The following is a 12,842-nucleotide window of genomic DNA, read 5'->3' on the forward strand; positions in this document are numbered from 1 at the left end:
CCGCGCCGTCCTACCGTCAGGCCGCGTCGCTCAGCGCAGGGTAGTCGGTGTAGCCCGTTTCGCCTTCCGCGTAGAACGTCTCCGGCACCGGCTTGTTGAGCGGCGCGCCGATTTCGAGGCGGCGCGGCAGGTCCGGGTTCGCGATGAACAGCTTGCCCCAGGCGATCGCGTCGGCGCTGCCGTTCGCGAGCGCGGCCTGCGCGGTGTCGAGTGTGAACTGCTCGTTCGCGATCAGCGGGCCGCCGAATGCTTCCTTCAGGCGCGGGCTCAACTGGTCGCCCGAATACGATTCGCGCGTGAAGATGAACGCGATCTTGCGGCGACCGAGTTCGCGCGCGACGTAACCGAACGTGGCCGCCGGATCGGAATCGCCCATCGTATGCGCGTCGCCGCGCGGTGCGAGATGCACGCCGACCCGGCCGGCGCCCCAAACGTCGATCGCCGCGTCGACCACTTCGAGCAGCAGGCGCGCGCGATTCTCGATCGGGCCGCCGTACGCATCGGTGCGGCGATTGGTGCTGTCCTGCAGGAACTGATCGAGCAGGTAGCCGTTCGCGCCGTGAATTTCCACGCCGTCGAAGCCCGCTGCCTTCGCATTCTCGGCGCCCTTGCGGTACGCGGCGACGATGCCCGGAATTTCGTCGAGTTCGAGAGCGCGCGGCGTCACGAACGGGCGCGGCGGACGCACGAGGCTCACGTGGCCTCCCGCGGCGATCGCGCTCGGCGCGACCGGCAGGTCGCCGTTCAGGAACATCGGATCGGAGATCCGGCCGACGTGCCAGAGTTGCAGCACGATGCGCCCGCCGGCCGCATGCACGGCCTGCGTGATCTGCTTCCAGCCTTCGACCTGTTCGTCGGACCAGATGCCCGGCGTGTCGGCATAGCCGACGCCTTGCGGCGTGACCGACGTCGCTTCGGTAATGATCAGGCCGGCCGATGCGCGCTCGGCGTAGTAGCGCGCCATCAGCGCGTTCGGCACACGCGTCGCGCCCGCACGGGAGCGGGTGAGCGGCGCCATCACGATGCGGTTCGGCAGGGTCAGGTCGCCGAGGGTAACGGGATCGAACAGCGTGGGCATGGCAGATAACCTCTTCACGAAAGGCGGGAAGCCGTCGCGTCGTGTGCGATGGCGCCCCGCATGGCCGGTTCGGCCGTTGGCTAGAGTTCGCGGCGCAGGGCGTCGTGAAATGCGTCGATGACGGCCTCGTTGCGCTGGAAGAACGCCCATTGGCCGATCCGCGTCGACGTCACGAGCCCCGCGCGCTGCAACGTCGCGAGGTGCGCGGAGACGGTCGACTGCGACAGCCCGCAGCGCGCGTCGATCTGGCCCGCGCAGACGCCGTGTTCGTACGGCAGCGTCTGCTGCGGGAAATGCTCGCCGGGCGTTTTCAGCCAGACGAGGATCTCCCGGCGCACGGGGTTCGAGAGCGCTTTCAGGATCGCGTCGATGTCGAGTTCGGTCGGCATGGAAAGGCTGGGTGTTTCGGTCAGGCAGACGGGTATCGTCGATGGGCGAATCATATATCGTGTTTTGACGATATGTTTGTAAGCACTACCGGCAATGGGGTTGATAGCGTGCGACGATCTTGGGGGCGGATCAATGCCGGGCGACGCGCCTTCAACGCGGCCGCCCGGTTTCAGGTCCATCTCGTCGGCGATCTCATCCCGCCGCGCGCGTAACATACGTGGCATCGCGCTTTGCTTACGGAGTTCTTTCATGTCGGTTCGGGCCGTCATATTCGATTTCGACCTGACGCTGGCGGATTCGTCCGCCGCGATCATCGAATGCACCCGGTACGCGCTGGATCAACTCGACGCCGCCGGCCCGACACCCGCGCAGATCGGCGCCGTGATCGGACTGCCGCTGCCGGACATGTTCCGTTTGTTGACGGGCGAGACCGTGGCGGCGCGGGCCGATGCGTTCGCGCGGCACTTCGTCGCGCGCGCCGACGAGATCATGGTGCCCGGCACCCGCATCTATCCCGAAGTGCCGCCGCTGCTCGCGGCGTTGCGCGAGCAAGGGCTTGCCGTCGCGATCGTGTCGTCGAAGTTTCGCTACCGGATCGACGCGATTCTCGAACGCAACGGCTTGCAATCGATGGTCGACGTGTTGATCGGCGGGGAGGACGTGCAACGCCACAAGCCGGACCCGGAAGGGCTCGTGCAGGCACTGGCGCGGCTCGGCTTGCCCGCCGCCGCCGCGATCTACGTCGGCGACCATGCAGTGGACGCGCAGGCGGCCGAGCGGGCCGGCGTGCCGTTCGTCGGCGCGGTGAGCGGGATGACGTCGTTCGACGCGTGGGCGCGCGCCGGCAAGCAGGCGGTAGCGACGCATATCGGCGAACTGCTCGGCATCGTGCAGCAGCTGCAGCGTCGAGCGGGCGAAGCGTGCGCCGACGCCGAACCGGGTGCGCAGCCGGCCGGCTGACCCGTTTTCGGCAACGGGCCGGCAGCGCGCGACGGATTCTGCGACCATCGCCGTTCAAGTCATATTCGCCACCCGAGCCGCCGCCATGTCCGCCATTTCCGTCGCCTTTGCCCGCCTCCGACGCTTGCGTGCGTTGCCGCTCGCCCGAGCCCTGTCGTTCGCCGTTCCGCTCGCGGTCGCCGCCGTCGGCATGCCGGGCGGCGCGCAGGCCGAAGCCGCCACGCCCACGCAGCGCGAACGTCTCGAAGCGCCGGTCAAGGCCGTCGCCGACCAGCGCTTGGCCGTCGACACGCCGCAGGACCGCGCGGAGCTGCCCGTCTACGCGGACCGTCCGCTCGACCAGGCCGCACCCGACGTCACGCGCGTGTTCATCGTGATTCACGGCACGCTCCGTAACGCCGACGCGTATTACGCATCGGGGCGCAAGGTCGTCGAAAAGGCCGGGGCGGCCGGCGCGGGCACGATGGTGGTCGCACCGCAGTTCCTGACCCGTGCCGACGCGCGCGCCTTTTCGTTGTCCGCATCGACGCTCGCGTGGACGCAGGAAGGATGGAAAGGCGGCGAACCGGCGCGCGAGCCGGGCCCGGTCAGCTCGTTCGCGGCGCTCGACGCATTGCTCGCGCATTTCGCCGATCGCGGCCTGTACCCGTCGTTGTCGACGGTCGTCGTGATCGGTCATTCCGCCGGTGCACAGTTGCTGCAGCGTTATGCGGTGGCCGGGCGCGAAGGCGACGCACTGGCGCGTGCCGGCATTGCCGTGCGTTACGTGGTCGCGAATCCGTCGAGCTACCTGTATTTCGACGATGAACGGCCGAATGCCGACGCGCTTGCCGGCGGCGCCTGTCCGCGCGCGACCGAATGGAAGTACGGGTTGAGATCGGCGCCGCCTTATGTCGCGTCGCAGGACGTGCGCGATCTCGAAACGCGCTACGTCGCACGCCATGTCGTGTACCTGCTCGGGCAGGCGGACACGAATCCAACCACGCATTTCATCGACCGCTCGTGCGCGGCGATGGCGCAGGGGCCATACCGGCTGGCGCGCGGGCTCGCGTATTTCGATTACCTGAAGAAGCGGCATCCGGACGATCTCGCGCAGCAGGTGGTCGAAGTGCCGGGTGTCGGGCACGACGGCCTCGGCATGTTCACGTCCGCTTGCGGGCTGGCCGTGTTGTTCGGGCACGCGCTGCCTCGATCGTGTCCGGTCGTTGCCGGCACCGCGCCGGCGCTGCGCGCGGCGGGGCAGTGAGCCTGCATGCGACGCGCGTGAGCGACGGAAACAGATCGATCAGAAAAATGCAGGAATCCGCACGTTAAATTCATTTCCCGGTTCGGCGCTCGCGGTTCAGGATGACGGTGTTCACAGGAGCGCCCCATGGACATCACGATCCTCGACGATCATTTCGACACGCTGTGTGCGCTGCCGAGCTTTCGCAAGCCGGATGCGCAGCCGATCCACGTAGTCCACCCGAAGGCGTCCGAGCGCGAAGCGGCGTCGCTCGAGCCGTTGATCGACGACCTGCTCGAATGGATCGGGCCCGCCGCGCGGCCGTACGATGAGGTGATCGATGCGTGGCGCACGTCGTGCCCGCGCCTGCCGGTGTGGGAGGAAGCCTGCGCGCGCGGCTACGTGGTCCGGCGTCATACACCTGGCGGCGTGGCGGAAGTGGCGGTGACCCCGGCCGGCCGCGCGCGCCTGCGGGCCCGGCGGGCGTGACCGACGCGCAGGTGTCACGCGTCCGGGTACGGCGTGCCGTCCTTGTGCAGAAACCGGCCGTCGCGGCTCGGGCTCATCATGTCGATGTCCGGGCACGTGATCACGTCGTCCGGCGAGCGCGAGCCGACCTCGAGATAGACGGCGACCGCATCCGATCGGTTGATCAGATGATGGCCGTTACCCGAATTTTTCGGAAACGCCGCGCAGTCGCCCGCGCGCAGCACGGTTTCACCACCGTCCTTGATCATCACGAGCTCGCCTGCGAGCACGTAGACGAATTCGTCCTCGTCGGAATGCCAGTGGCGCTGCGACGACCAGCCGCCTGGCGGCACGCGCATCAGGTTGACGCCGAAATCGCGCAGGCCGCCGGCGTCGCCGAGACGCTGGCGGATGCGCTGCGCGCACGGCGCATCGAACGGCCGCGGATAGCCGCTGCCGCGGCGTTCGGGCACGGTACCGAGATCGATCCTTGGCATGGACGGCTCCGTCTGCCTCGCGGGCGAAGGGGACGACAGTCATTGTAGGCGGCCGCCCGTCGTTCGCCCGCGGTGCGTGGCGGGCCGCGTCATTCGACGGTGATCGTCTCCTTCATGTACGGATGAATACCGCAGAACACCTTGTAGACACCCGGCTTGTCGAAGCGGAACGAATACGTCTCGTCCTGGTCGAGCGCCTTCGAATGAAAGATGCCGGCGTCGTTGACGACGGTATGCGGCTCCGCGTCGAGGTTCTTCCACGTGATGGTCGTGCCGGCCTTGATCGTGGTCGACATCGGCGAAAACATGAAATTGCGGATCGTCACGAGCGGGCCGTTCGGGCCCTGCGCGAACGCGGCGGGCGGCGTGCCGGCAGCGGCGCCGCACAGGATCAGCACGGCGACGATTCGGTGGCGTTGGAAGCGGATCATGTCGTTCTCCTTATATCAATCACGCGAGCGTCGCATCGTGCAGCGACGACGCGACCGGATGGCCGGCAAACTCGACGGTCGTCACGCCGAGCATCGACGGCAGCCGGTCGTGCGGCACCGTGAGCGGCACGGGGCCCGGGCCGTTGCCGGCCGTCGGCTGCGGGAACGCGGTCGAGCGGGCGGTGTGGAACGTCACGTTGCCCTCGACCTTCGACACGATCTGATGGATGTGCCCGTTCAGGACGGTGACCGAGCCGAAGCGGCGCAGCAATGCCATCGTCTGCGGCGCGTCGCCGGTGCCCCAGCCCCACGGTTCGTAGATGGTCCACATCGGCATGTGCGAGAACACGACGATCGGCGTGCTCGACGAGCGGCCTTTCAGGTCTTGCGCGAGCCACGCGAGCTGCTCGTCGCCGAAGCTGCCGAGCCCGTTCGGCTTGAAGTGCATCACGTTGACGAGGCCGATGAAGTGCACGCCCGCGTGGTCGAAGCTGTAATAGCCGCGGTTGTCCGACGCCTTGCCGAACCGGCCGAAATATTCGGCGCCCGACCCGTCGGTGACGTCGTGTTCGCCGGGCACCGTATGCAGTTCCGTCACGCGCAGCGCGGACAGCAACTGCGACGCGTGATCGAATTCCTCGGGTTTGGACAGGTGCGTGATGTCGCCGGTGTGGATCGTCAGCGCCGGCAGCGCGGGCATCCCGTTGACGAGGTCGATCGTCTGCTTCAGCGTGGCCGACACGTCCGGATTCGCGTCCTTGTTGAAGCCGATGTGCGTATCGCTGATCTGCACGAACAGCGGCCGGCCCGCGTCGGCCGGGCGCGCATCGCCGGCTTGCGCAAGCGCGAGGTCGAACGGCGTGAGGATGCCGCCCGACAACGTGAACAGCGTACCGAGGCCGCCGAAGGCCATGCATTGCAGGGCCTTGCGGCGCGACGGGCGGGTGGGGGGCGATGAAGACATGTGAGCCTCGCATTCGTGTGACGAAACCGGACGGCCGGATCGTCCTGGAATAAGCCGGCGCATTCGCGTGCGATACCGGCGAAGCGGCGGATTTATTCCCGCCCGTTACGAGGTTGAACACTCGCATTGACAGCCGACGGGGCGATGCACGATTCCGCCCGGATGAGCCGTCAATGTCCTGTAAGTGACACGTCACATTTGCGTCACGGCCGCCCGATAGCCTCCCACTCCGAACCCCTCTCCGGAGCCCTTCATGCCGAACCTCGCGGCAACGGAAACGGGCGGTGCGGTCGCTCACCGCACACGCGCCCTCGGCCTCGCGCCGCTTTTTCTGATCGTTGCCTGCGGCATCGTCGGTGTCGGCATTCATCCCGGTGCCGGTCTTCGTTTCGTCAAGGACGGTGCGGTGCGGCCGTTCGCGTTGCCGGCCACCTCATACCGGGCACTGCACGGGCTGTTCTGATTCGCACCGCGAGTGCGACGCCCGGCTGCGCGACAGGCGGCCGACCCCATCGATTTTCAATTCCACACAAGACGCTACCGATGGATATCCGTTTCTTCGATCCGAATCGCACTGCCAACGCGTCGGCGTGGCGCGTGCTGCCCAACCGCTGGGATGCGGTCGCGTTTCCGCTGATCATTTGCGTGCTGGCGATGGCGATCGTCGGTTTTCACGAGACGATGGCGCCGATCGGCGTACTGCAGACGCAGAAGATCTCGCTCGATCCGTCGAACCTGCCCGAATACGCGCTGCGCACCACGCTGCGGATGCTCGCCGCGATGATCGCGTCGCTCGTGTTCACGCTCGTCTATGGCACGCTCGCGGCCAAGAGCCGCCGCGCGGGCATGGTGCTGATCCCGATCCTCGACATCCTGCAGTCGGTGCCGGTGCTCGGCTACATCTCGTTTACCGTCACGTTCTTCCTCGCGCTGTTTCCGGGCCGCGTGCTCGGCGCCGAGCTGGCCGCGATCTTCGCGATCTTCACGAGCCAGGCGTGGAACATGACGTTCAGCTTCTACCAGTCGCTGCGCACGGTGCCGCGCGACCTGAGCGAAGTGTCGCGCGGCTTTCACCTGACGCCGTGGCAGCGCTTCTGGAAGCTCGAGGTGCCGTTCTCGATGCCGGGCCTGATCTGGAACATGATGATGTCGATGTCGGGCGGCTGGTTCTTCGTCGTCGCATCCGAGGCGATCACCGTCGGCAACCAGACGATCACGCTGCCGGGCATCGGTGCGTATCTCGCGCAGGCGATCGCGGACAAGAATCTCGGCGCGGTCGGCTGGGTGATCGTCGCGATGTCGGTCGTGATCCTCGCGTACGACCAGTTCCTGTTCCGTCCGCTCGTCGCGTGGGCCGACAAGTTCCGGATGGAGAACACCGCGTCGGGCGATGCGCCGCAATCGTGGCTGCTCGACATGATGCGTCGCACGCACCTGATCCATCAGTTGCTCGTGCCGGCCGGCTGGCTGCTGTCGCAGGCCGCGCGGATTCCGCTGCGCGTGCCGTTGCTGGCGGGTACGCGCGTGCGCGGCGCATCGTCGCGCCGTTCGTCGCGCATCGGCGACATCGTGTGGGGCGCGTTCGTGATCGCGCTGACGCTGTACGTCGTGTGGCGCGTCGTCAGTTTCGTCGCGACCGGCGTGACGATGGGCGAGGTGGGCCACGTGCTCGTGCTCGGGCTGATCACGCTGCTGCGCGTGCTGGTGCTGATCGCGATCGCGTCGGTGATCTGGGTGCCGCTCGGCGTGCTGATCGGGCTGCGCCCGAAGCTCGCCGAGAAGATCCAGCCGCTCGCGCAATTCCTCGCCGCGTTTCCGGCGAACCTGCTGTTCCCGGTGTTCGTGATCGTCATCGTCCATTTCCACCTGAACGCGGACATCTGGCTGTCGCCGCTGATCGTGCTCGGCACGCAGTGGTACATCCTGTTCAACGTGATCGCCGGCGCGATGTCCTATCCGAACGACTACAAGGAAGCGACGAAGAATTTCCGCATCCGCGGCTGGCAGTGGTGGCGCCAGGCGATGCTGCCCGGCATCTTCCCGTACTACGTGACCGGCGCGATCACCGCGTCGGGCGGCGCTTGGAACGCGAGCATCGTGTCCGAATTCGTGCAATGGGGCGATACGAAGGTCGTCGCGCACGGCCTGGGCTCGTATATCGCGCAAACGACCGCCGCCGGCGATTTCCCGAAGATCATCCTTGGCATCGCCGTGATGTCCCTGTTCGTTACCTTGTTCAACCGCCTGCTGTGGCGTCCGATGTACGCCTATGCGGAATCCCGGCTCCGTCTCGATTGAGAGTAAGCGCGATGCAAAATTCGACCGTTATCAACGCCCCCGTCAAGACGTCCCAGCCGCTGCAGCCGCCGCGGCTCGGTGAAGAAATCCTGCGTGTCGAGCACGTGAACCGCGGCTTCAACAAGACGCAGGGCGAGCTGCTCGTGCTCGACGACGCGAACCTGTCGCTGCGCGAAGGCGAGATCGTCGGCCTGCTCGGCCGCTCGGGCTCGGGGAAATCGACGCTGTTGCGCATCATCGCCGGCCTGATCGAGCCGACCGGCGGCGAAGTGACCTACCTCGGCCAGCCGCTGCGCGGCCCGGCCGAAGGCGTCGCGATGGTGTTCCAGACCTTCGCGCTGTTCCCGTGGCTGACCGTGTTGCAGAACGTGGAAGCCGGGCTGGAGGCGCTCGGCGTCGGCGCGCGCGAGCGGCGCGAACGTGCGCTCGCCGCGATCGACCTGATCGGTCTCGACGGTTTCGAGAACGCGTATCCGCGCGAGCTGTCGGGCGGGATGCGCCAGCGCGTCGGTTTTGCGCGCGCGCTCGTCGTCGACCCGACCATTCTGCTGATGGACGAGCCGTTTTCCGCGCTCGATGTGCTGACGGCTGAAACGCTGCGCACCGATCTGCTCGATCTGTGGACGCAAGGCCGGATGCCGATCAAGTCGGTGCTGATCGTCACGCACAACATCGAGGAAGCGGTGTTCATGTGCGACCGGATTCTCGTGCTGTCGTCGAATCCGGGCCGCGTGATCGCCGAGATCAAGGTGCCGTTCAAGCATCCGCGTAACCGGCTCGATGCCGATTTCCGCAAGCTCGTCGACGACATCTACGCGAAGATGACCGCGCGCCAGACCGGCGAGGCGACGAAGAAGGGGCTCGAGCTGGGTAGCTGGATGCCGCGCGTGTCGACCAACCTGATGGCCGGCCTGATCGAAACGCTCGCGATGGCGCCGTACCATGGCCGCGCCGACATGCCGGAAATCGCACGCTCGCTGCATCTGGAGGTCGACGAACTGTTCCCGATCGCGGAAGTGCTGCAGCACCTCGGCTTCGCGGACGTGCGCGAAGGCGACGTGTTCCTGACGCCGCCCGCCCGCGTGTTCGCCGAATTCGGCACGCAGGAGCGCAAGCTGATGTTCGCCGATCACCTGCTGAAGCACGTGCCGCTCGCGGCGCGGATCAGGAAGGTGCTGAACGAGCGTCCGGGTCATCGCGCGCCGCGCGTGCGCTTCGAGCAGGAGCTGGAGGATTTTCTGTCCGACGAGGCGGCGGAGGAAACGCTCGATGCGGTGATCGACTGGGGGCGGTATGGGGAGGTCTTTTCGTATAACGACAAGACGGAAGTGTTCAGTCTGGAGGATGTCGAGAGCTGATCCCTGCAGGCGGAGGGCGACGCGTCGTCACTCCGGCAAATCCCGCCGGCTCATATCCCACTCGATCCCGCCCGCATTGAGCTGCTCGATCTTCTCCATCCGCTGCCGCGCCAGTTCCGGCAGCCGGTTCGTCACGCCGATCACCAGCGCTTCGGCGAGCGCCAGCGCGGGCACGTTGGTCTGCAGCATCGCGAAAGGGCGGCCCTGGATGCGCAGCACGATCTCCGCGAACTCGCCGATCGGCGAGCGCCATTCGTCGGTGATCAGCAGGATTCGCGCGCCGAGTTGGTGCGCGGCCTGCGCGAAGCGGATGCTGTCCTTCTGGTAACGGCGAAAATCGAAGATCACGAGTACGTCGTTGCGCCCCATGTCGGCCAGCGCGACGGACGCGAGATTCACGTTCGGCTCGACGTACTGCACGTGCGGCCGCGCATAGGCCAGCGTGAACGAGAACAGCGACGCAAGCGGCGCCGTATAGCGCCCGCCGCCGCAGAAGACGCGCACGTCCGGATCGGCCAGCACCGCCACGGCTGCGTCGAACGCGGCCGCGTCGAGCCCGTCGATCGTCGTCGCGAGCGATTCGGACAGCCGCTGGAAAATCGCCGCGTGACTGTCGCGCATGCCCGTTTCCGAGTGGAACGCATCCATCCGCGCGAGCGGCGAATTCATCGCGGTGTCGATCTCGTCGTGCAGCGCCTGCTGGAACGACGAGTAGTTCGGAAAACCGATCCGGACGACGAAGCGGAACACGGTCGGGTCGCTGACTTCCGCCTGCTTCGCAACCTGCGCGATGGGGCCCAGCCCCAGACTGGGATAGCGATCCAGCAACGCCTGCGCGACCTTCTGTTCCGACGGCGTGAAGCTATCCATTTGGGATAACAGCAACGCCCTGATGCTCGTCCCCATCGGCACTCCGGCTCTCTATCTGAATTGAATGACCCAATGAAACGGCAGACGGGCGTCTGCCGGCAACTGCACGCATGTTAGCCGATCGCGGGGCGGCAGGCCGCGTGCGGTTTCAAATTAGAGGGACGCATCACCTGCCCCGACGATATGTTCATATATGTAATAAATCAAACATGCTTCACCCGATGCATCTCGGATGTTTCGCTTTAAATTCAGTGGTTACCCTAGGTTTTGGTACAAAAAAGCGAATGATATGATCGCGGCCTCGCTGAAATGTATTGTTTATTACATGTCGAATCGGCAGCGTCGACCAACCAGTTGCGCGGTCGACGTATCCCGGCATGGCCCGGTTTATTCGTCTGGAGGATTCCGTCATGAGGCGGCTCGTAGTACTCACCCTGTTGTCGGCGATGAGCGTGTGCGCGTTCGCCGCGTCGGACCCGGCGGTCGAAGCGAAGAACGGCATGGTCGTGTCGTCGCAGCACTTCGCGTCGCAGATCGGCGTCGACATCCTGAAGGCAGGCGGCAATGCGGTGGACGCGGCAGTGGCCGTCGGCTATGCGCAGGCCGTGACCAACTCGTGCTGCGGCAACATCGGCGGCGGCGGCTTCATGACGATCCACCTGGCCGACGGTCGCGACCGCTTCATCAATTTCCGCGAGACCGCGCCGGCCGCGGCGTCCGCGAACATGTATCTCGATGCGGCGGGCAACGTGATTCCGGACCAGAGCCTGTACGGCTACCGTGCGGTCGGCGTGCCGGGCACGGTGGCCGGCCTCGATCTCGCGCAGCGCAAATACGGGAAGCTGACGCGCCGGCAGGTGATGGCGCCGGCGATCCGGCTCGCGCGCGACGGCTTCGTGCTGACGCGCGGCGATACCGACATCCTCGACACGACGGTCGAGCGCTTCAGGAAGGATCCGGAAGCCGCGCGCATCTTCCTGCGCCCGGACGGCACGGCGCTGCAGCCGGGCGATCGCCTGGTGCAGAAGGATCTGGCGCGCACGCTCGAGCGCATCGCGGAGCAGGGGCCCGACGCGTTCTATCACGGCGAGATCCCGAAGATCGTGGAAGCGGCGGCCAAGCGCGGCGGCGGCGTGATCACGGCGGCCGATTTCGCGTCCTATCGCGCGCAGGACATGGCGCCGCTGACATGCACGTATCGCGGCTACGAGTTCGTGTCGGCGCCGCCGCCGAGCTCGGGCGGCGTGACGATGTGCGAGACGCTGAACATCCTCGAAGGATATGACCTGCGCAAGCTCGGCTACCACTCGGCCGCGGCGGTGCACTACATGACCGAGGCGATGCGCCATGCGTACGAAGATCGCAACACGCTGCTCGGCGATCCGGACTTCATCGACAACCCGATCGCGAAGCTGACGAGCAAGGAGTACGCGGCGCAGATCCGCAAGAGCATCCATGCCGATACGGCGACGCCGTCGGTCGACGTGCAGCCCGGTGTCGGCGTGCACGAGAAGCCGGAAACGACGCATTACTCGATCGTCGACCACGACGGCAATGCGGTGTCGACGACCTACACGGTCAACGGCCGCTTCGGCGCCGTGGTCATCGCGCCGGGCACGGGCTTCTTCCTGAACGACGAGATGGACGACTTCACCGTGAAAGTCGGCGCGCAGAACCTGTTCGGCCTCGTGCAGGGCACGCGCAACTCGATCGCGCCGGGCAAGCGTCCGCTGTCGTCGATGGCGCCGACCATCGTGAAGAAGGACGGCAAGGTGTTCATGGTGGTCGGTTCGCCCGGCGGCTCGCGCATCATCACGATCACGCTGCAGACCGTGCTGAACGTGATCGACTACGGGATGACGCCGCAGGACGCGGTCGCCGCGCCGCGCATCCATCACCAGTGGCTGCCCGACGCGGTCTATTACGAAACCTACGGCCTGTCGCCGGACACGCTCGCGATCCTGCGCAACATGGGCTACAAGATGGTCGAGCAGACGCCGTGGGGCGCCGCCGAGCTGATCATGGTCGGCCTGCCGGGCACCGAAGCGGCGAGCCGCCAGAGTTCCGGGAACGATTCGTCGGTGTCCGGCAACGTGCGCGTCGGCTTCATCTACGGCTACAACGACCCGCGCCGTCCGGCCGGCTCGGCGATCGGCTACTGACGCGATCGTTTCAAGTTGAATCGCTGCCGCCGGCGTTCGCGTTGCCGCGAATGCCGGTGCGGCGGCAAGCGTGTCCGTCAGCGGGCATCCGGCAGCCGCAGCGGCGCGCCCGGTGCGCACCGAGGCACGGCGCGCGCAGCT

Annotated in this window: 13 protein-coding genes; 7 read left to right on the top strand and 6 right to left on the bottom strand. The window is 66.5% G+C overall.

The window, feature by feature from the left end:
• Window positions 1-16: 16 nt before the first annotated feature.
• Together DFS13_RS00505 and DFS13_RS00510 are read right to left on the bottom strand one after the other, a co-directional pair.
• The gene (locus DFS13_RS00505; protein WP_006484418.1) at window positions 17-1,078 is read right to left on the bottom strand and encodes an alkene reductase; all 1,062 of its coding nucleotides are present in this window, start codon (window positions 1,076-1,078) and stop codon (window positions 17-19) included.
• A gap of 80 nt (window positions 1,079-1,158) precedes the next feature.
• Window positions 1,159-1,467 (bottom strand): helix-turn-helix transcriptional regulator, encoded by a 309-nt coding sequence (locus DFS13_RS00510; protein ID WP_006496873.1) that lies wholly within the window; start codon window positions 1,465-1,467, stop codon window positions 1,159-1,161.
• A gap of 250 nt (window positions 1,468-1,717) precedes the next feature.
• Between DFS13_RS00510 and DFS13_RS00515 the strand changes: the two genes are divergently transcribed.
• The 3 genes from DFS13_RS00515 to DFS13_RS00525 all read left to right on the top strand — a co-directional run bounded on the left by DFS13_RS00515 (window position 1,718) and on the right by DFS13_RS00525 (window position 4,142).
• A complete protein-coding gene (locus DFS13_RS00515) occupies window positions 1,718-2,428 on the top strand; it encodes an HAD family hydrolase (protein WP_034202150.1) in 711 nt (236 codons plus the stop codon).
• 85 nt (window positions 2,429-2,513) lie between these two features.
• Window positions 2,514-3,674 carry a hypothetical protein gene (locus tag DFS13_RS00520; protein ID WP_034202151.1) on the top strand — a complete coding sequence of 387 codons (1,161 nt, stop codon included), beginning with the start codon at window positions 2,514-2,516 and terminating at the stop codon, window positions 3,672-3,674.
• Window positions 3,675-3,800: 126 nt separating this feature from the next.
• Window positions 3,801-4,142, top strand: a complete 342-nt coding sequence (locus DFS13_RS00525; protein WP_077175858.1) for a 3-phosphoglycerate dehydrogenase — start codon at window positions 3,801-3,803, stop codon at window positions 4,140-4,142.
• A 14-nt stretch (window positions 4,143-4,156) separates the two neighbouring features.
• Here the strand turns inward: DFS13_RS00525 and DFS13_RS00530 are convergent, their stop codons facing one another.
• The 3 genes from DFS13_RS00530 to DFS13_RS00540 form a co-directional block, all read right to left on the bottom strand.
• Window positions 4,157-4,618, bottom strand: a complete 462-nt coding sequence (locus DFS13_RS00530) for a cupin domain-containing protein (protein ID WP_034202152.1) — start codon at window positions 4,616-4,618, stop codon at window positions 4,157-4,159.
• An 89-nt stretch (window positions 4,619-4,707) separates the two neighbouring features.
• Complete coding sequence (locus DFS13_RS00535; RefSeq protein WP_034202153.1) at window positions 4,708-5,049, bottom strand: cupredoxin family copper-binding protein; 342 nt, start codon at window positions 5,047-5,049, stop codon at window positions 4,708-4,710.
• A gap of 19 nt (window positions 5,050-5,068) precedes the next feature.
• Window positions 5,069-6,013 (bottom strand): metallophosphoesterase, encoded by a 945-nt coding sequence (locus tag DFS13_RS00540; RefSeq protein WP_034202154.1) that lies wholly within the window; start codon window positions 6,011-6,013, stop codon window positions 5,069-5,071.
• 253 nt (window positions 6,014-6,266) lie between these two features.
• Here DFS13_RS00540 and DFS13_RS00545 point away from each other — a divergent pair, with 253 nt between their 5' ends.
• From DFS13_RS00545 to DFS13_RS00555, 3 genes are all read left to right on the top strand, one after another.
• Window positions 6,267-6,476 (top strand): hypothetical protein, encoded by a 210-nt coding sequence (locus tag DFS13_RS00545; RefSeq protein ID WP_006484431.1) that lies wholly within the window; start codon window positions 6,267-6,269, stop codon window positions 6,474-6,476.
• A gap of 80 nt (window positions 6,477-6,556) precedes the next feature.
• Entirely contained in the window at window positions 6,557-8,311 is a 1,755-nt protein-coding gene (locus DFS13_RS00550) for an ABC transporter permease subunit (RefSeq protein ID WP_034202155.1), read from the top strand.
• Between the two features lie 11 nt (window positions 8,312-8,322).
• Window positions 8,323-9,669: an AAA-associated domain-containing protein gene (locus tag DFS13_RS00555; RefSeq protein ID WP_034202156.1), complete on the top strand. Its 1,347-nt coding sequence runs from the start codon at window positions 8,323-8,325 to the stop codon at window positions 9,667-9,669.
• A 27-nt stretch (window positions 9,670-9,696) separates the two neighbouring features.
• Here DFS13_RS00555 and DFS13_RS00560 read toward each other — a convergent pair whose 3' ends face one another.
• The gene (locus tag DFS13_RS00560; protein ID WP_034202157.1) at window positions 9,697-10,575 is read right to left on the bottom strand and encodes a MurR/RpiR family transcriptional regulator; all 879 of its coding nucleotides are present in this window, start codon (window positions 10,573-10,575) and stop codon (window positions 9,697-9,699) included.
• 374 nt (window positions 10,576-10,949) lie between these two features.
• Here DFS13_RS00560 and ggt point away from each other — a divergent pair, with 374 nt between their 5' ends.
• The gene (gene ggt, locus DFS13_RS00565; protein WP_006496886.1) at window positions 10,950-12,701 is read left to right on the top strand and encodes a gamma-glutamyltransferase; all 1,752 of its coding nucleotides are present in this window, start codon (window positions 10,950-10,952) and stop codon (window positions 12,699-12,701) included.
• Window positions 12,702-12,842: the final 141 nt, after the last annotated feature.

It is taken from the genome of Burkholderia sp. 28_3 (assembly GCF_003253915.1).
In the GTDB taxonomy this organism is placed as follows: domain Bacteria; phylum Pseudomonadota; class Gammaproteobacteria; order Burkholderiales; family Burkholderiaceae; genus Burkholderia; species Burkholderia cenocepacia.

Coding starts and splice junctions, on each gene's coding strand:
- ggt (WP_006496886.1), top strand. CDS start 10,950: ATGAGGCGGCTCGTAGTACTCACCCTGTTGTCGGCGATGAGCGTGTGC.
- DFS13_RS00560 (WP_034202157.1), bottom strand. CDS start 10,575: ATGGGGACGAGCATCAGGGCGTTGCTGTTATCCCAAATGGATAGCTTC.
- DFS13_RS00545 (WP_006484431.1), top strand. CDS start 6,267: ATGCCGAACCTCGCGGCAACGGAAACGGGCGGTGCGGTCGCTCACCGC.
- DFS13_RS00510 (WP_006496873.1), bottom strand. CDS start 1,467: ATGCCGACCGAACTCGACATCGACGCGATCCTGAAAGCGCTCTCGAAC.
- DFS13_RS00515 (WP_034202150.1), top strand. CDS start 1,718: ATGTCGGTTCGGGCCGTCATATTCGATTTCGACCTGACGCTGGCGGAT.
- DFS13_RS00540 (WP_034202154.1), bottom strand. CDS start 6,013: ATGTCTTCATCGCCCCCCACCCGCCCGTCGCGCCGCAAGGCCCTGCAA.
- DFS13_RS00520 (WP_034202151.1), top strand. CDS start 2,514: ATGTCCGCCATTTCCGTCGCCTTTGCCCGCCTCCGACGCTTGCGTGCG.
- DFS13_RS00555 (WP_034202156.1), top strand. CDS start 8,323: ATGCAAAATTCGACCGTTATCAACGCCCCCGTCAAGACGTCCCAGCCG.
- DFS13_RS00525 (WP_077175858.1), top strand. CDS start 3,801: ATGGACATCACGATCCTCGACGATCATTTCGACACGCTGTGTGCGCTG.
- DFS13_RS00550 (WP_034202155.1), top strand. CDS start 6,557: ATGGATATCCGTTTCTTCGATCCGAATCGCACTGCCAACGCGTCGGCG.
- DFS13_RS00505 (WP_006484418.1), bottom strand. CDS start 1,078: ATGCCCACGCTGTTCGATCCCGTTACCCTCGGCGACCTGACCCTGCCG.
- DFS13_RS00530 (WP_034202152.1), bottom strand. CDS start 4,618: ATGCCAAGGATCGATCTCGGTACCGTGCCCGAACGCCGCGGCAGCGGC.
- DFS13_RS00535 (WP_034202153.1), bottom strand. CDS start 5,049: ATGATCCGCTTCCAACGCCACCGAATCGTCGCCGTGCTGATCCTGTGC.